Here is an 18621-nt window from a genome sequence, read left to right on the forward strand (position 1 = left end):
AGGCAGCGGCGAGGTGGTACCAGGGCGGCAGGCTCCAAGGATAGGAGGTCAGCCTTGAGAAAAAATATCAATTAACTCATTATTTTCAATTGGTTAAGCCACTATTTCAGCCTTTTTTAGAGGTTGACAATGGTGGCTTTTTTATTGACGCATCAATGTTTTTCGATGACAATTCGCCTCAACCGTTTGACATTTTGTTGATTAAGGCAGCTTATGAACGCATTAAAAGATAGCTTGCTTAGCTTGATAGAAGCATCACTTGATGCTAATTATTCTGAAGTAAGAAGAGCTGCGAACAAAATTGCGCAAGAAATGAATACTGAGGATGCTGATACAGCAAAACAAATTAAGTCTTTAGTGCGTAGGAAGGGTGTTCCACTTCGCAGTTCAGGCTACATGGAAAAGCTTCCAACTGATCCGAAATCAAAAATGGATCTAGTTGAGGAGACTTCTTGGTCTGTAACTCCTCTTTTTTTAAATGAGGGCGAAAAAAATATCTTTGAAACGTTTTCGGGTGATGTGGCGAATGCAGATAAGTTGATTAGGCATGGCTTAGCGGGGCGATTCAATCTAATGCTTTCTGGCCCTCCAGGGACAGGGAAGTCCTTGATTGCTGGACATGTGGCTGCAAAGCTAAACAAGCCTATTTATACAGTTAGGCTGGATGCAATGGTTTCATCTTTACTAGGTGATACAGCAAAAAACATTCGCAACGTTTTCGAGTTTTCTGCAAATAAAGGTGGTGTGTTATTTCTTGATGAAGTTGATGCTTTGGCCAAGTTAAGAGATGACAAGCATGAAGTGGGAGAATTAAAGAGAGTAGTAAATACCTTGATACAAGGTTTGGATTCTTTAGATGATAAATCCATTGTCATTGCTGCGACTAATCATGCAGGGCTATTAGATCCGGCAATCTGGAGAAGGTTTCCGTACTCGATACAGTTTTCTCACCCCGATATTGATCTTCGTCACGTTATGTGGGGGTTTTTCTTATATTCTGATAATGGGGATTCTCAGATCCTTAAGGGCCTTGCAACAATATCTGAAGGGCTGACAGGAGCAGATATTGAAAACATTTCCCATGCGGCAAGAAGGAGGAGTGTTCTAGAAGATAAAGAAATAAACTTGCCTCGGGTGGTTGAGGCTGTGATTGGAAGTTCTTCGAGCCAAATCATGATTCCTATGAAGGGTGAGCTGGAATCTCAAAAAAAGAAAGCTCTTTCGATAGAGCTATATTCAAAGTACAAGATATCGCAGGCTGATATAGGGAAATTGCTATCTGTAAGTAGACAAGCAGTTTCAAATTATCTGAAGGGAGCTTCAAATGGCTGAAAGAAATGGACGCAATGTCATTAATCCCGTTTTGAGGTTTTTAAAAGATGCAACCCCGAAAAGTGTCACAGGGGGAGGGAAGAGCGAGGATAGCATCGTTGGGGTTAGGCTGGAGAAACAGCGGAAATCGCTTTCTAATGCTATAGAGTCTATTGAAATTAAAGAGGCGGTATCACGGGCAGGGAAGTCTCATCTCGTAGTAAGGATGTTTGAGGATTCAAATGCCCCGTCATATACTCCTGCCGACCTTTTTAATGAGAAGGTTGGATGCAAGATTGTTGCGCCCTCTTATGACGGATATATGGTTGAGGCAGAGGTTTCGTCTCTTAATGAAATCGCCAACAAGATTCGAACCAGTACAAGTATAAAAGATAAAGTAGATATATCGCGAGTGGAAAGCGTTAAGTGTTTCTCTAGTGAAGATGTTCTTAGAGGGCGCGACGCTGATAGCTTGTGGCCAGGGGATGAGGCTGAAGAACCTCACTTTAATATTTGGTTGATGCCCTTCAATAGCTCTGAGGCAAGGAACCTTGTGGCGAATGAGATTCGGGAGTTATATGGCTCTGAAGATATCTCGTTTGGCGATGAAAAATATGATATTGATTTTGTTAAAGGGTATGATTCAAGTGGGGGTATTGAAAATACTCTTTCAGAATATGTTGACAACGGTAGAGCGTCAGTTTCCGTCAAAGTAAAAAGTAAAGAAGCGTTTGGTAAAATTGTTAGTTCTGGGGCTGTTTACCGTGTAGAGAGAGCTTCTCCCTTAAAAACTAATAAGGTTGCGCCTGGTGCAGGGGAAGAACCTGTACCAAGTGATATTGATGCGGAGGGTCTGCCAACTGTAGTTATTGTTGACGGAGGGCATTCGGCTAAGAGCTATAAAATTCTTGAGACTTTAAAAATTCCTCCTCTTGTGCCTGATCATGAAGCTGACCAAAAGCATGGCAATCAGATTGCTTCAGTCGTTGTCCATGGGCATGCATGGAATAATAATCTGAAATTACCAGAGCTAGATTGTAAATTTGTTGCTGCCCAAGCAATTACAAAAGTAGGTGTGCCATCGCAACCAACGCTTGAGCAATTTGTTGGGTATTTGGATGCAGTAGCCAAGCATAGTAGTGAGCATTCATCTGTATGGAATCTGTCGTTTAACGAAGAAGGGCCAACCCCCTACGCAGATGATGTTAGTCTTTTGGGCCACAAGATTAGCAATATTGCACGAAAGTATAATATTCTTCCGATTATTTCTATTGGAAACGTGTCGCCTTCTAATGCTGATGGCAAGCTATGCCCACCTGCTGATTGTGAGGCAGCTTTAACAGTTAGTGGGAGGCAGGCAAAAGACGGAGTTCCAGATGAACCTTGTAATGTGAGTCTTAGAGGGCCTGGTCCTTCCGGAATGCAAAAGCCTGAATTATCATGGTTTTCTGAATTAAGAGTCATTGGAGGTGTGACTGAGACTGGAACTAGCTATAGTGCGCCTTTAGTCTCCTCACTTGCTGCCCATACGTTTCAAAAGCTAAAAAATGCTACTCCAGACTTGGTGAAGGCACTGTTAATCAATCGGTCTGAGATTGAGCGTCATGACACATCACTAGGCTATGGCACTCCCTGGAACCAAGAGCATCTACCATGGATTTGTTCACATGATACTGTGACACTTGCGTGGACTTCTAAGTTAAAAGCTGGATTTGCACATTACTGGCGCGATATTCCAATTCCAGAAGACATGCTGGATGAGAATAATAAGTTGTCAGGTGAGGCAATATTTACAGCCATCCTCAATCCAAAGAAGTCAGAAGAGTTAGGGAGGCATTATTTTTCTACTCGTCTAGAGGTTGCACTGCAAGCTGAAACTGCATCAGGGCGAATTGACAATCTTATAAAAAAAGAACCGGCTAAGCATCTAAGTAATAAAGAAAAAGAGGATTTAAAATGGAATCCGGTGAGGCACCAAAGAAGTCGACTTTCAACGAGAATAAAACCCGATACTGCTAGAGTCTATGCAAGAATCTACGCGAGAGACTTATATCAATATGATATGGGGTCTCACCATGATCTTGATGAACAGGAAGTGGCCTTCGTGCTGACATTCAAGAAAGAGGGGGCCGGTGACGCCCTATTTAACTCTATGGTTAAAGACTTGGGGAATGATGTCGAGTACAGTGTTGAAGTTGATCAAAATATTGAAATCGATTCTTAAGATGGCCTGGGCAGGCATAGCCTGCCCTTTTCTATTTTGTGATTGCCTGAAGTGTTCCCCATGAAGCTTTATCAGTTTTGTAGATTCAATGAGTGGTTGCCACAGAATTTTTTCCAGAAGAGGATATTCTTGAACGAGCCTTCAAGATTTAATGATCCGACAGAGAACAACTTTTCTATAAAGGGGCTCGAAAGGAGTCGCGTGGAAAAAAATGGAAATAGGTATAAGAAAGAGCTTGTCGCATCTCTATTAAATCAGCAGATTGTAGAGGACGGTGGGAAGAAAAAGCAATATTCTGCTGCTGATATGCTTAGTTATGTCAGTGCACTTGTGAAGCAAGAAAATATTTTGGATGTGGTGGATAATTCAACTATAGAGGATTTTTGCTTTAAGCTTATTCGAGGTGTGCAAAAAGAATACAGGGTTGCAAGCTTTACACAAAATAAGACTAATCCACTTATGTGGGGGCATTACGCCGATGGTATGCGTGGCGTATGTGCTGAATATGAGCTTCCAAGTGAAGACGTGGAAAGAGTAAGGTATGGCGGGGCACACAGGGTAGACATTGAGAAGATATTGAAAGGGCAGGCTGAAAGTGAGGTAGAAAGAACCTTTCTAAGGAAGAGCTTAGATTGGAAGTATGAGAGGGAGTATAGGATGATATCAAAAAACTCTTTCTACGACTTGCAAGAAGATCAGCTTCGAGCAGTATATTTTGGCTACAAGTGTGATCCTGATAAAGCAGTCTTTGTCAGAGATATTGTTAAAAACTCTTTTGGTGATCACGTGGAATTTTTTGTGGCCAGAAACTCTGTTTATGATCACACTGTTACTTGGGAAAGGGCTGGGAATAGTTGTGTGGCAGAGTTGCTAGAGAAAATGTCGAAAGAGGTGGATGACTACAATATTTTTGTAGGAGATAAAAAGGTAGGAGAGATGATAAGTCTGTTCGATGACTTGGATGATGAATAAATTTTTTTGAATTTGTTAACTTGCCACGACGAAGGCAGTGTCAATAAAGCGTCATTCGAAATAGCTAAAAGAAGCGGGTATAGCCCGGCTTGGCGCTTTCAGCTTTATGACTGTGTGGGTGAAGGCATGCGTTGGCATGCTTTCCTTTGTCGTCAAAATCCACCGGTTTGGTGTCCATAAGGTGTCCAGGGGCCAGGCTACCAATGGCCAGCTATGCCATTCTCACTCTCCGTAGTGGCTTGATTTGGTATCTGTTAGAAGATATTGGCACGCATTAGAGACAGCTCATAATCCCTTGGTCGTAGGTTCAAATCCTGCTGGGCCCACCACGATTGCATTAACTGCGGCGGACTTCGTTCTCGCAGCAGTTTTGAGCGAGTCAGGCCGCGGTCATTTCTCCAAGTCTGGTGGCATACCAGTTATTGCCACTGCTCGTCACCAGCAGCCGTCGGCGAGCTCGTGTCATGCCGACATATAGCAAGCGAGTTTCTCGTGCTCGATCCTCCTCGTCGTCAGCCAATGTTCCGAGCCCGCAGAGAATCACAGTGTCGAATTCCAGGCCCTTACTGCTTTGTCGGCTGAGTAGCACCACCTGGTTGGCCTGCGGATCATAGGCTCGCTTGTCAGCGGTGTTTTGCAGGCAGCGGCTCGGGATCCCGGCGCTCTGCAGCGCGGTATGGAAATGTCGCCCGTGGGCATTGCTCGTATAGACGATGGCGATGCCGTTGAGATCGCACCCTTGCTGTTGCCAGGTCGTGACGCAACGCACGACGTAGCGGGCTTCCTCATCGGCATTGCGGAAGCGGCGAAAGGCTGGCTCGGGGCCGCTCACGCCCGCTACCTCAGGAGCGATGAGCGGGACATGATCCTCATCTTCTTCATGCGCCTGCAGGAAGTCCCTGGCGAAGTCGTAGGCGAAAGTGAGGATCTCTCGCGTGTTGCGATAGTTAAGCTTGAGAATCGTGGTGCGCCCCCTTGCCTGGACGCCGGCGGAGGAGAGCGGAAACTTCAGCGAGGACTTCTGGTAGATGGACTGGGCATCGTCATAGAGCAGCAGTAGCGAATTGGTGTCCGGGTCGATCATCTGCACCACCAGCTTGAGCCAGGCCTGTTCGAAATCATGGCCTTCGTCGATCATCAGCGCGCCATATTGCGCTCGGGGGATCTGCGACCGGTCGACGGCCTGGATGACGCTTTCCACCTGACGCTCCCAGGTGGGCTGCTTACCCGGTAGCAGGTTGACCTGGTAGGTTTTCAGCTGCAGTCCGCACCATTCATGGAAATGGTGCACCCTGACCTTGTCCTCGATGCCTTTCTCGACGATGAAGCGGCGCAGCCGCGCCGCCAGGGTGATGTTGAAGCACAGAACCAGAATCGGCTTTCTGATCGCTTGGGCGAGATGCAGGCAGCGATAGCCGAGGATCAGGGTCTTGCCGGACCCGGCGACACCATGAATCACCCGATGGCCATCGCCCATGCTCCTTGCTAGCTGCTCCTGCTGGAGATCCATGACGCGGACGATATCGGGTACCAGGTCGCTCGCCGGCTCGTTTTTTGCCTCATCGTCGTCAGCAAACAGATCCTGTGTGGGAGAGTCGATGCGCACTTCCGGGAAAAGATGCCAGCGAATTCGCTCGATCTGCGGGACGCTGAGCTGTTCGCCGAAGCGGTAGTCGAACATATCCCAGAGCTGCTGCTGGAATACCTCCGGGTCTATGGTGGTGGCCATCTCGTCCTTGCAGATCAGGCGGTGGGCGGGAAGCAGGCGTTCCTGCTCTTCTTCGGGGATGGCCTGGTTCCACTGACGGCGAGTGATGTTGGGAAAGACCACGCCGTGCCCGTAGGGGAAGCACAGCTTTCCCCGGTAGCGCTCATCCGTCTGGGTCAATTGGGGATCGCGTTTCAGCTGGTCGATGGCCGCGAAGGCACTCTGGCGAGCCTGGGCCAGCGGGTTGCTGACCGTCTTGCGTCCTTCCTGAGTGTCGATCACCGCGCTATCCGGCGTCATCGAGCGAAGGGTATCGATCTTCCAGTCCTTGACCTCGAGAAACAGCAAGCCGCGTCCGGGATGCAGGATGATGAAGTCTGGGTAGCGGCGGCTACGACCCAGCGGAATGTCATACCAGACGAGGTAGTCGTCTTCCAGCAGGCTTTCCAGGCGGCGGCCGAGGCGGCGTTCTCCCCGGGTCATCCGGGATATGGTGCTCAACGCGGGGATGATCGTGGCCATGCTATCGGGATTCCTTTCACGAGCCCATCGGACAAAGCCGGAATGCTTGCACGTTCCTAATTTTAATGTGGTTCGTGGTTGATCTCCAGTGCGTCCCTGAACGGCGCCGCTGGCGTGGGGCGCATTTTGTCTGCGGCGAGGGGGCGATTTTCCACATGTGACTGGCGGGCCTGATTGAGCCGCACCGGGACTTCTGACATGCGTCAGGCTCTGGGTGTAATGCTGTTCATTCTCGTGGGGAGGAGCGCGTCATTCGTGCCAAGGTGGTGCCCGGGGCGCAGAAAATCTTGCGATGCTGGAACAAATCGCGCCGGCAATCTCCCCGAATAGGTTCGGCGATGAAGGGATTCTCGCCTGAGGAGTTGGGAGACACTTTCGATAACAGCGTTGTCGCGGCGATTGCCGCGATGACTCATGCGACCCACTGTTGCGGTCAGGATTGCTGAACCGGTATCTGCAAGGTGCCGTATGCCATGTCGAGCCATGGGCAGTAAAACCGACGTCAGGCGGCCACAAAGGGCCGCCTGAAGATCCCCAGGGGAGGTCGGTATATTTCAGTGCTTGATCATGACATGTCTGACGCAGGTGTAGTCTTCCAGGCCGTACATCGACATGTCCTTGCCGTAGCCGGAGAGCTTTTGACCGCCGTGGGGCATTTCGCTGACCAGCATGAAGTGAGTATTCACCCAGGTGCAGCCATACTGCAGGCGGCTCGACAGACGGTGGGCACGGCCGATATTCCCCGTCCAGACGGAAGAGGCCAGACCGTAGTCGGAGTCGTTGGCCCAGGCCAGCACTTGGTCTTCCTCCTCGAAGGCTGTAATGGACACCACCGGCCCGAACACTTCCCGTTGCACGATTTCGTCGTCCTGGCGTGCACCGGCGATGATGGTAGGCGCAAAGAAGTTGCCAGGCCGGTCGAGGGCTTGGCCGCCGCTGATTATCGTGATGTGAGGCAGCGCGGCGGCACGTTCGACAAAGCCGTTGACGCGCTGAAGATGGTCGGCGGTGATCAAAGGTCCCATTTCAACCCCAGGCTCGTCCTGGCTGCCGACTGTGATCTGGCCCACGGCATCCTTCAAGCGGGCGACGAAGTCATCATGTACGCCGCGCTGCACATACAGTCGGCAGGCCGCCGTGCAGTCCTGACCGGCGTTGTAGAAGGCGAAGTTGCGGATACCTTCGACAGCGGCATCGAGGTCGGCGTCATCGAAGATGATGACCGGCGCCTTGCCACCAAGCTCCATGTGCATGCGTTTCACGCTTGCGGCAGTGGATGACACGATGGCGCTGCCGGTGGCGATCGAGCCGGTCAGTGACACCATGCGAATCTTCGGATGGTGGGTAAGCGGCTCGCCGACCACGCTGCCCCGGCCATGGACCACATTGACCACGCCGGGTGGAAAGATCTCGGCCATGGCGCCCGCCAGCGCCAGGCTGGTCAGCGGGGTGTGTTCGGAGGGCTTGAGCACGACGGTGTTGCCTGCCGCCAGGGCGGGAGCGAGCTTCCACGAGGCCATCATCAACGGATAGTTCCAGGGCGCGATGGAGGCCACGACGCCAAGTGGATCACGGCGGATCATGGAGGTGTGTCCCTCCATGTATTCGCCAGCGGCAGAACCACTCATGCATCTCACGGCGCCAGCGAAGAAACGAAAGACGTCGGAGGCGCCCGGGATTTCTTCTTCCAGGGCCTGACGATAAGGCTTACCGCAATTATCGGACTCCAGGCGGGCCAACGTCTCCTGATTGGCGTCGATCCAGTCCGCTAGAGCCAGCAATCTGGCAGCGCGACTTGCCGGGGTCGTCATCGACCAGCTGACGAAGGCCGCATCGGCGGCTTGAACGGCTTCTTCCACCTGCTCGGGAGAGGCCTCGTTGAGCGTAAACAGGACCTTGTGGCTGGCAGGATCGAGTACGTCCAGCCCAGTTCCCTTTCCCTGGCACAGGGTGCCGTTGATCAGTAACGAGTAATCCATGGAGTATCCTTAGACGTGGTTGATATCGAGGTAACGACCAAGCAGGCGGCGAAGCCCATCGATCTCTTTGCCGTTGAGTTTGACGAAATAATGCATGGGCGGGACGAGGGTCCAGATGAAGCAGCCAGGCAGGGTGACAAGATCGACCGTAGCGGTGGCGTCCGAGGTCTTACGCCGATAGCTTGCCGTTTCGATATCGATAAGCGATGACAGCCCCGAGAGCTGTGCATGCCCGGCAAGCCAGTCGCTTACCGCGGGATTGCCCGTCCAGTGCCTGCCCTTTTTCCAGTGCGCCTCACCCGCAGGCGCGTCGTGGCCGCTTAGCGCCAGGGTGATGTGCAGCTTGTAGATCCGCGAAAAGAAGCGGCGTTTTTCGATATAGCGCACGGTCATCACCCCGCCATCGAAGCTGCCCGAGCGCTCCAGGGGCGCGATCACTTCGCTGCAGCCAAGCTGGTTTGCCATCAGCTCGAAGGCGATGTTCGCGCGCTTGTCGACGTTGCTGAAAAGCCTCACCGGACCGAGACCCGAGGTGCTGGAGCTTCTGCGCCGGTGCCGGTGTCTGTGCCGGTGTGCTGGGCGTAGAGAGACTCGAGGGGTGTGGGCGAGAAGAGCGGGATCTTCTTGTATTTCAGCCATGCAATGGCGTAGACGACGATGACCGCCATGAAGCCACCCGCGATGGCGTAGATCTGAGTCTTCATGGCGCCATCGGGATGGATGGTGACGATCATGTAGATGCAGGCCGCAATACCCACGATCTGCGGGATCGGGAAGAAGGGCGTGGAAAAGGGACGGTGGATGTCGGGGTAGCGCTTACGAAGGATCATCACATTGATCTGGGCGATGACATAAGAAAGCAGCCAGGTAACGCACGACGCCAGGATCATGGTGGCGATGAGATCCATGCTGATGCTGAGCATGAAGGGGATGCATAGCAGCAGGAAGACGCTGAAGATGCCCGCCCAGGGAGTGCGAAAACGCGGGTGGACATAAGTGAAGACTTTCGGCAACAAGCCCTCACGCGCCAGGCCGTATAACATGCGAGGTACGGCAGCCATGTGTGAGTTAATGGAGCTCGCGCTGGCCAGTACCGTGATCATGACCATGAGCACCTTGCCCGTCTGGCCAAACAGAGCGCCGGCACCGTCAACTTGTGGGGCGGTCGAGGACTCGAGAGCATCGAGCGGCACATAACGCGCGATAGCCTGGCCAAACAGCATGTCGGCCACGAAGATGGTCAGTAGACCGAACAGCATCGCCTTGGGAATGGTTTTTTCCGGCTCCTTGACTTCTTCGGCCATCGGGGCGACATATTCGATACCCACAAACAGCCAGATACCCAGTGCGAGGGACTGAAGAACGACATCCCAGCCCTTGGGATTGAAGGCAACCTCGAGTGGAGCTGTCTGGGTCCCCCACTCCATGAGGCCCAGTAACCCCATGACCGAGGTGCCAATGATCATGGAACCCGTGGTAAATACCTGGACGGAACCAAAGACCCCGACCCCGACCAGATTTACCACCAGAAATAGCACCAGAAGAACGATGGCCACCAGCGTGGCGCTGACCCCGGGAGCCAGGCTATGTGCCGCCAGGCCGGCGGTAATGGATTCCATCGCGCCGGCGGCCGAGACCAGTACGATGTAACCACCAAGAACGCTGACGATCGCCATGAACGGCCCCATGGCCACCATGGTGTAGTCACCGATCATTCCCGCGCCCGGCATGAAGGACGAAAGCTCGGAATAGGAAAACGATACCAGGATGCTGACGACCATCGCGATAAAGGCGCTGATGATGAAAGCTGGCCCGACCAAGCCCATACTGTAGCCAAGAGTCACCATCGTGGTGCCGGCTACCACTAGCCCTGTACAGGTTGAGAAGGCTCTCCAGAAGCCTAGCGTTCTTACGAGTTCGTTACTCATTTTTGTCTTTCCATTGTGGCTTGAATTGTAAGGTATGGAGCTTTTTACGGATTTGTCGTGATTTTTTAGTAATTGCTTTCAGGGTTTTTTTGCAATACGGGGTTATGGAAAACCTCTACAGTGCATGAGTTTAGTATTAAGAAAATCATGGCTTCAGGCGGGCGTTGTTCTATCGCCTTGGTTTACGGATCCCATCGACTATTCAGTGGTTGTAGGCCTGGCGAATGATCTCCAGGTAGCTGTCGACAGTCATTTCCTTGGCATTGCTGGCATTGGAAATATTCTGTTGCGATTTTTCGGCAATGGACTGGAAGTCGACTTCCTTGACACCAGGAACCTCCGAAAACTTGGGTATGCCAAGCCGTTGGCTCATGCTGAAAAGCAGGTCGACGGCTGCATTGGCGGCGTCTTCATGAGAGAGCCCGGGATCAATGCCCAGGGCAAAGGCGACCTGAGCATGCCGCTCCAGGTCCGCGTCACAGTTATGCCGGAAGACAAAAGGAAGAAAGATGGAGTTGGCCACGCCATGAGGGGTGTCGTACATGCCGCCGATAGCTTCGGAAATGCAGTGCACGCTGGCGATGTCGGCGTTGCCGAAAGCCATGCCGGCGATCAAGCTGGCAACCATCATCTGCTCTCGAGCGCTTTGGTTGTTGCGCTCCTCTACGGCGGGAATAAGGTTCGCGCTGATCAGGCGGATGGCGTGCAGTGCCAAGCCGTCGCTGATCGGGTTGGCCATTTTTCCCGTATAGGCTTCGATGGCATGAGTCAGCGCGTCCATTCCGGTTGCGGCGGCGATGGCAGGCGGCAACTGGGCGGTGACTTCGGTATCGAGCAGTGCCAGTTCAGGCGCTAGCCGGACATCCAGTAGGCTCATCTTGTACTGTCTAGCCGGGTCGGTGATTACCGAGAAAAACGTGACTTCGCTTCCGGTGCCTGCCGTCGTTGGGATGGCTACCAGTGGTAAAGGGTCGTTGGAGAGCGTGTTTTCCCCTTCGTAGTCCTCGATGATCCCATCATGTGTCATCAAGACTGCAATAGCCTTGGCAGCATCAATGGCACTGCCACCGCCCACCGCCACGATGCCCTCGATGGCCGATCCCTTGTGCTCACGTGCCACACGATTGCAATCGTCGCTTCGCGGGTTGGGCTTCACGTCGGTCGTTATCTGGAAGCCGATTCCGGCATCTTCAAGACTTGAGTAGATGGGAGCGAGAAGCCCCGCGGCCTCTATACCCGGATCAGTAACGATCAGGACGCGTCCGATTTCGAGCTCTTGGAGGTAGCCCCCTACCTTCGAACGCAGTCCCGGCTCCATCACGATTCTGGTAGGTAGTACAAAGGGAAAGTTCATGAGATCTCCTGATCTATTGTTATGCGCTGGGCTTGTGGGGTCGCGTGAATGTCATGCTTGGGTCAATCAATGCTGGCGTGTCTGGCCATGATGTGCCTTACCACGCTGTAGTCCTGCAGCGAGTCACTCGATAGTTCCTTCCCGTAGCCTGACCGTTTCAGCCCACCGTGAGGCATCTCGCTGGCCAGCATGAAATGGCTATTGATCCAGGTGCAGCCATATTCGAGTCGGCTGGCAAGGTGCATGGCCTTGTCCATGTTGGTTGTCCACACAGAAGAGGCGAGTCCATACTCGGTATCGTTGGCCCAATCGAGGGCCTGGGGGATCTCGTCGAATCGAGTGACCGTCACGACCGGGCCGAAGACTTCCCGTTGGACGATTTCATCCGCCTGAAGACAGCCTGCCAGCAATGTCGGCTGGTAGAAGAATCCACTCCCGGAAGGCGTGGCGGCTCCGGTAACTCTCTCCACGTGGGGCTCGGTCAGCGCACGTTCGACAAAGCTGGCGACACGGTCGCGCTGGCGAAGGCTGATCAATGGGCCGATATCGTTGTCGTCATCACGGCGCTGGGCGAACCTCAAGCGTGAAACGGCGCTGCCGAGTTTTTCCACCAGGCGATCATGAATCCCTGACTGGGCATAAATGCGGCAAGCGGCGGTGCAGTCCTGCCCGGCGTTGTAGTAGCCGTGCCGGGTGATGCCCTCAACCACCAGTTCCAGATCGGCATCGTCGCAGACGATGACAGGGGCCTTGCCGCCGAGCTCGAGATGGGTACGCTTGAGGGAGTTGACCGCCTCCTTCAGGACTTTCTGTCCGGTGACGATATCGCCTGTCAGCGAGATCATGCGGACATCTGGATGCCGCGCCAGCAGGCTGCCGACGTTTTCTCCACCACCGCAGACGATGTTGAGACATCCGTCGGGGATCACCCCTTGCAGGAGGGTGGCAAGTTCGAGTACCGATAGTGGGGTATGTTCGGAGGGCTTGAAGACCAGGGTGTTTCCCGCCGCGAGCGCCGGGGCGATCTTCCACGCGGCCATCATCAACGGGTAGTTCCAGGGGGCGATCGATGCAACGACGCCGAGCGGGGAGCGGCGGACCATGCTGGTGTAGCCCGGGACGTACTCCGCGCTCAGTTGCCCGTATTGACAGCGTACCGCCCCGGCAAAGAAGCGAAAGACGTCCACCGATGCATTCAGGTCATCGTTCAATGCCTGATACAGCGGCTTGCCACAGTTCAATGATTCTATGCGAGCCAGAGCGGACGCCTTGTCCTTGATCAAGTCGGCGATATCGAGCAGCACTGTCGAGCGTTGTTGCGGGGTGGTGCGCGACCAATTGGTGTAGGCGCGTCGGGCGGCCGCGATCGCCAGTTCGACCTGTTCCAGGCTGGCTTCCTTTACCTGGGCAATCACCTGCCCCGAGCTGGGATCATGAATGTCTTCAGCTCGGCCCTCGCCTTCGACGAGAGTGCCATCAATCAGAAGCCGGTTGGCTAAGGCGGTGCATGGGGTTGAGGACATGGGGTTCTCGCTTGGTAGCTGGTCGCCGGGTCCTGCCTACGCGCCCTTGGACGCAGTACGCAGAGACTAGGCGGGTGGTTAAGTATCGACAATTTCTTATTTTCGAGGGTTGGTATCGATTTTTCTGAGGGGTGGTGGCGTGATGCCGACCGGGCGGGGCAGCGACCGCTCCGAGCCGGTTGGGATACCGGTATGTCTGCAGTATCAGCGGCGCGTGTCACCGTGCCCGCCGCGCACGACTGAGAGAAAGGCATCCACCAGAGCAGGGCGCTGGGAACCCCGACGCCAGGCCAGACCGACATCCAGGGTGTCGTTCAAGTCATGCAGCGAGCGGGCCTCGATGATGTCTCCTTCGAGTGACCAGGGGCGGTACGTCATGTCCGGCTGAACCGAGAGCCCCAGGCCAGCGGCCACCAGGCTACGCACGGCCTCGGTGGAGCTGGTGCGCATGGTGATGTTCGGCGGGGTATCCAGGCGCTGCCAGAAGGCGCGGGCACTATGCTCCATCTCATCCACGTTCAACTGAATCAAAGCCTCCCTGGCGACATCGGCCAGAGAGATGCTGTCATGCTCGAGGAGGGCATGACGGGCGGGCAGCCAGAGACGGTAGGGGGAGTGCACCAGCACTTCGGTCTGCAGCGCCTGGCGATTGGACAGGTTGGAGAGGATCAGGACGCCGACGTCGATTTCACCGTTGACCAGCAGATGCTCGACATAGTGCCGCTCGTCTTCGACCACGTTGATCTCGACCCGTGGGTAAGCGAGCTGAAAGCGCGTCAGCAAGTCGGCGAGAAAGTAGCCGGCGACCAGGCTGGTGACGCCGATGACCAGTTGGCCGGATTCTTGATGCGTCGCTTCCTGGAGATTTCGCTTGGCGTTCTCGACGGTGCTCTGGATCAGGTGCGACTGGCGCAGGAACTGGTGGCCCTGGTGGGTCAGCGTCATGCCTTTTGCGCTGCGGGTGAACAGCGACACTTCAAGCTCATCTTCGAGTTGCTGGATGGCCAGCGTCAGCGTCGACTGGGAAACGAACACGGCCTGGGCGGCCGCCGAGATGGACCCCAGCTCAGCGACGGCGATGAAGTAGCGTATTTGCTTCAGTGTCATGGTAAGGTATTCGAAAAAACGATAGCTGGACCAGCGTATCGTGTTTTTCGATTAGAGGGTTAGCTATCGGATCCCGCGTGATTAGCCCTCGCTTGGTAAATCATCCCGGCAGCTTGGCGATCGGAACGGTGTGAATCCGAAAGCGATTCAGATAGCCCCGCCAGCCTGAATCATCGACCTCCCCTCAGCAGGCTGGGATTGTCGTGGGTGAGCTGGCGGGGTCAGTGCCCCCTAGTAGCCAAGCAGCCTCGGCAAGCCGGTCACGGTCACCGGGAAGAAGGTGATGATCAGCAGTACCAGTACCTCGACCAGAAACAGGGGCAACACCCGCATCGAGAGTCGTGCCAGGCCGACCTTGGCGATGGAGTCGGCGACGAACAGACATAGCCCCATGGGGGGCGTGATCAGTCCGATCATCAGGTTGAAGATCACGATGATGCCGAAATGCGTCGGGTCGACACCGAGACTCGTGGCGATGGGGTGCAGGATCGGCACCAGCACGAGCATCGCCGCGATGCCTTCCAGAAACAGCCCGACGATCAGGAACAGCACGATCACCGCCAGCAGGAAGGTCCACTGGACGTTGATGTAGGAAAGCGTCAGCTCGGTGAGCATGTTGGGGATGCGGTTATAGGTCAACAGCCAGTTGGCCGCGCCTACCGCCGCGATGATGAGCATGATCACCGCGCTGTCGACCATGGTCCGGGAGAAGATGCCGGGCAGGTCCCGCCAGTGGATCTTGCGGAAGACCACCATACCCACGAACAGCGCGTAGGCAACGGCGAAGGCGGCCGCCTCGGTCGGAGTCACGATCCCCAGCAGGATCGACCCCACCACGAAGACCGGCATCAGCAGTGGAATGATACCGTCGATCAGGATGGTGAGCTTTTCCTCCTTGGGCATTTCCACCGCCCGCTTCTCATACTTGCTGGCGAAGATCATCACGTAACCGGAGAGAAAGATCGCCAGCAGGATGCCCGGGACGATACCTGCGATGAACAGGGCCGGCACCGAAACGCCACTGACGATCAGGGCATAGATGATGACCGGGATGCTGGGCGGGATGATCGGGCCGATGACCGACGATGCCGCGGTGAGGGCCGCTGCGAAGTCGCGAGGATAGCCCTCTTTCTCCATCTCCGGGATGAAGACGCGGCCCAGGGCGGACGTATCGGCGACGGCGGATCCGGAGAGCCCGGCGAAGATCACCGATGCCCAGATATTGACGTGTGCCAGCCCGCCGCGGACGCGCCCGACCAGCACCTTGGAGAAGGCAATGATGCGTGATGTGATGCCGCTCTCGTTCATCAGCTCGCCGGCGAGAATGAACAGCGGGATCGCGAGCAGCGCGAAGGAACTGATGCCCGAGAACATCTGGGTCGCGACACTCTGTATGCTGTAGGGAAAGCCTGCCGTCGCCATGAAGTACATCAGCGAGCCAATGATGGCGAAGGCGATGGGAAGGCCGATGGCCAGCCCGCCGATCAGGATGACGTAGACCATTCAGGAGACCTCCTGGGGCGAAACGTGTGCGTTACCGCTATGGATTGGTTCCTGGAGACGCTCGACGAACTTGATCGCGGCAGCGACTGTCAGCATTCCGCCCCCCAGGGAGATCGCGAACTGGTAGGGGGCCATGGTGCCGAACAGCTTGACGACGTCTAACCCCGTCGCTTCGTACAGTGACCCCACGAGATCGTTCATTCCTGAAATTCGCATGCCGCCCCGGCTGGCCATGAACAGATAGCCGGACCATGCCAGTAGACAGCCGATGGCGATGACGGCCAGATCGACGATCAGGAACAGGGCGCGTTTGGGCCGCTCGGGAATGAAGTCGACGATCACCCCCAGGCGGACATGGCGATCTTGCAGATAGGCCATGGCCGTACCGAACATGACGCCATAGATACCGAGGAAGACCGGGATCTGGTCCCCCCAGGCCAACGAGCTACCGAACACGTAGCGAATGAAGGCATTGCAAAAAACGATCAGGAATATCAGCACCATGGAGAACCCTGCGCCAAAGGCAAAGATCCTCGTAGCCCAGTGCTTTATCCCATCGAAGATGGCGGCCATGGCTTTCCACCTCTAAGCGAAACGAGAGCGCCGTGCCGACATCTCGGCACGGCCGTGAGGGCTCAGTTACTGGCGTTGCCGACAGCTTCCTGGAGTCGCTGAATCCAGTCGGCCTCGTCTCCCAGGTCCTTCTTCAGCCATTCGACGACCGGCGGCTGTGCCGCCTGGCGGAATTCGTCGAGTTCCTCGGGTGTCGGGGTATAGACATTCATACCCGCTTCCTGGACGGCCTTGAGGCCCTTAGCCGAGGTGAATTCCTGCATGGAACGGCCCATGTTGCCGGCGATGACCCCCGCCTGCTTGATCACTGCCTGCTGATCCTTGGTCAGGGATTGGAAGAATTGATCGTTGATTAGAATGAAGTCCGTGGCATAGATATGCCGGTCCAGGGTCATGTAGTCCTGGAGCTCATAGAGGTTGTTGTTGTAAATGGTGCTGACGGGGTTTTCCTGCCCGTCAACGACCCCGGTGGAGAGGGCGGTAGGTGTCTCGGACCAGGCAATGGGGGTCGGTTCGCCGCCAAGCCCCTCGACCATCTTGACGTACAGTGGAATATCCTGGACCCGGAACTTCAGCCCTTTCATGTCGGCCGGCGTCTTGATGGCGTGCTTGTCGTTGGTGAAGTTGCGAAAGCCCGTCTCTCCATAGCCGATCGTGCGCAATCCCGTTTGCTCGAGGCAGTGCTGGGCCAGCTGTTCGCCGAACTCGCCATCGAGGACTCGCCAGGCGGTGACTGCGGAGTCGAACATGTAGGGAATGTCGAGCACCCCCGCGGCCGGGCAGATCTTGGACATCGCGCCCGAGACCATGACCACCTGGGTCGTGCCATCCATCGCCTGCTGGACCAGTTCGTCCTCGTCCCCCAGGGAGGCCGCCGGGTAGAGCTTGACGTCGAAGTCCGTCCTGCCCTCGACGACCTGCTTGAACATTTCCGCCGCCGCCCCTTTCTTGGAACTCTGCCAGTCGGCGGGATCGACGTGAGCAAAGCGAATGGTCTGAGCCTGAGCCAGGGCGCTCACGCCAAGGACGAGTGCCGTTCCGAATAGGGCGTGCTTCAAGAGCATGGGTGTCCTTGTCATTGTCGTTTCCTCGTTATCGTTATGGGGGCTTGCCGGATGTGCCGCCTCGTCCCGGAAGCACCGCTGCATTGAGTGACCGACCGTTCTCGCCATATTGCATGCAAAAACTGCCGTGTCGGCAAATTAGAATCTATGGCCGCAAAAAGATGCGGTCAATACGCTTTAGACCATTGTTTAACAACCAATGGGTCATTTTCTATAAATAATTGATTTTAAATTTGAAAATCAGAAATATCCGTCAACCGCATCATGAGATAGATTTTAGTCGCAGGCTATTGACGTTTTGGTAGCGTGATGGCTAATTTGCACTCAATGTTATTTTTGCATGCAAAATTGGCAGCTGCGAAGTAGCCCACAGGAGCGATCACGATGTCATCACCCCGACTCGATCTGGAGTCCGTCGGTCAGGCCATGGGCCTGACAGGCGCCGCCCAGCAGGACGCCATCAATACCCACAAGCAACCCTATCTCGACCTGCTCGGTTTCGTGCCGCCGCGTATCGAAGCTCGCTTCGGCACGACCGGTGTCATGGACCCCACGATGGTGGAGCTGCAGGAGAAGATCCGCAGTTACGCGCTGGAGACGCCGCATCTCGAACCCAAGATGGTGCAGATCATTCTCTTCGGTATGTTGCTGATGGCCGGCAACGATGCTGCTCAGACCCACTGCATTGCCGCTCGCCGCTGCGGTGCCAGTTGGGAGGAGCTTCAGGCCACCATCAATCTGTGCTTCCTGTTCCGCGGCCTGCCTGCCGCCAATCGCGGCGCCCACATGCTGGCCAGCGTCGCCGCCCGTGAGACCGAACGGGCCAACCATTCTTCTGACGAACAATGAGCCG

14 protein-coding genes are annotated in these 18621 nt (G+C 54.9%); 4 read left to right on the top strand and 10 right to left on the bottom strand.

Going from position 1 to position 18621, the window contains the following annotated elements; genetic code table 11:
- The first annotated feature begins 213 nt into the window (after positions 1 to 213).
- The 3 genes from KGR00_RS01100 to KGR00_RS01110 are packed head-to-tail and all read left to right on the top strand — an operon-like array spanning position 214 to position 4507.
- Positions 214 to 1332 carry an AAA family ATPase gene (locus KGR00_RS01100; RefSeq protein ID WP_224418028.1) on the top strand — a complete coding sequence of 373 codons (1119 nt, stop codon included), beginning with the start codon at positions 214 to 216 and terminating at the stop codon, positions 1330 to 1332.
- Positions 1325 to 3535 carry a S8 family peptidase gene (locus KGR00_RS01105; RefSeq protein WP_224418027.1) on the top strand — a complete coding sequence of 737 codons (2211 nt, stop codon included), beginning with the start codon at positions 1325 to 1327 and terminating at the stop codon, positions 3533 to 3535. The genes KGR00_RS01100 and KGR00_RS01105 overlap by 8 nt, the downstream gene beginning before the upstream one ends.
- Positions 3536 to 3595: 60 nt before the next feature.
- Positions 3596 to 4507: a DUF2971 domain-containing protein gene (locus tag KGR00_RS01110; protein ID WP_224418026.1), complete on the top strand. Its 912-nt coding sequence runs from the start codon at positions 3596 to 3598 to the stop codon at positions 4505 to 4507.
- A gap of 379 nt (positions 4508 to 4886) precedes the next feature.
- Here KGR00_RS01110 and KGR00_RS01115 read toward each other — a convergent pair whose 3' ends face one another.
- The 10 genes from KGR00_RS01115 to KGR00_RS01160 form a co-directional block, all read right to left on the bottom strand.
- On the bottom strand, positions 4887 to 6737 hold the full coding sequence (locus tag KGR00_RS01115; protein WP_224418025.1) for a nuclease-related domain-containing DEAD/DEAH box helicase: 1851 nt from the start codon (positions 6735 to 6737) through the stop codon (positions 4887 to 4889).
- 554 nt (positions 6738 to 7291) lie between these two features.
- Positions 7292 to 8716 (bottom strand): gamma-aminobutyraldehyde dehydrogenase, encoded by a 1425-nt coding sequence (locus KGR00_RS01120; RefSeq protein ID WP_224418024.1) that lies wholly within the window; start codon positions 8714 to 8716, stop codon positions 7292 to 7294.
- 9 nt (positions 8717 to 8725) lie between these two features.
- Positions 8726 to 9232 (bottom strand): hypothetical protein, encoded by a 507-nt coding sequence (locus KGR00_RS01125; RefSeq protein WP_224418023.1) that lies wholly within the window; start codon positions 9230 to 9232, stop codon positions 8726 to 8728.
- Positions 9229 to 10644 carry an APC family permease gene (locus KGR00_RS01130; protein ID WP_224418022.1) on the bottom strand — a complete coding sequence of 472 codons (1416 nt, stop codon included), beginning with the start codon at positions 10642 to 10644 and terminating at the stop codon, positions 9229 to 9231. Before KGR00_RS01130 ends, KGR00_RS01125 begins: the two co-directional genes overlap by 4 nt.
- A gap of 202 nt (positions 10645 to 10846) precedes the next feature.
- Entirely contained in the window at positions 10847 to 11998 is a 1152-nt protein-coding gene (locus tag KGR00_RS01135; protein WP_224418021.1) for an iron-containing alcohol dehydrogenase, read from the bottom strand.
- A gap of 62 nt (positions 11999 to 12060) precedes the next feature.
- Positions 12061 to 13521, bottom strand: a complete 1461-nt coding sequence (locus KGR00_RS01140) for a gamma-aminobutyraldehyde dehydrogenase (protein ID WP_224418020.1) — start codon at positions 13519 to 13521, stop codon at positions 12061 to 12063.
- Positions 13522 to 13725: 204 nt separating this feature from the next.
- Positions 13726 to 14628 (bottom strand): LysR family transcriptional regulator, encoded by a 903-nt coding sequence (locus KGR00_RS01145; protein ID WP_224418019.1) that lies wholly within the window; start codon positions 14626 to 14628, stop codon positions 13726 to 13728.
- A 231-nt stretch (positions 14629 to 14859) separates the two neighbouring features.
- A complete protein-coding gene (locus KGR00_RS01150; RefSeq protein ID WP_224418018.1) occupies positions 14860 to 16131 on the bottom strand; it encodes a TRAP transporter large permease in 1272 nt (423 codons plus the stop codon).
- Positions 16132 to 16704 (bottom strand): TRAP transporter small permease subunit, encoded by a 573-nt coding sequence (locus tag KGR00_RS01155; protein WP_224418017.1) that lies wholly within the window; start codon positions 16702 to 16704, stop codon positions 16132 to 16134.
- Positions 16705 to 16766: 62 nt separating this feature from the next.
- Complete coding sequence (locus tag KGR00_RS01160; protein ID WP_224418016.1) at positions 16767 to 17768, bottom strand: DctP family TRAP transporter solute-binding subunit; 1002 nt, start codon at positions 17766 to 17768, stop codon at positions 16767 to 16769.
- Between the two features lie 384 nt (positions 17769 to 18152).
- Here KGR00_RS01160 and KGR00_RS01165 point away from each other — a divergent pair, with 384 nt between their 5' ends.
- Complete coding sequence (locus KGR00_RS01165; RefSeq protein ID WP_224418015.1) at positions 18153 to 18617, top strand: carboxymuconolactone decarboxylase family protein; 465 nt, start codon at positions 18153 to 18155, stop codon at positions 18615 to 18617.
- Positions 18618 to 18621: the final 4 nt, after the last annotated feature.

Source organism: Modicisalibacter sp. MOD 31.J, from assembly GCF_020147985.1.
GTDB lineage: Bacteria > Pseudomonadota > Gammaproteobacteria > Pseudomonadales > Halomonadaceae > Modicisalibacter > Modicisalibacter coralii.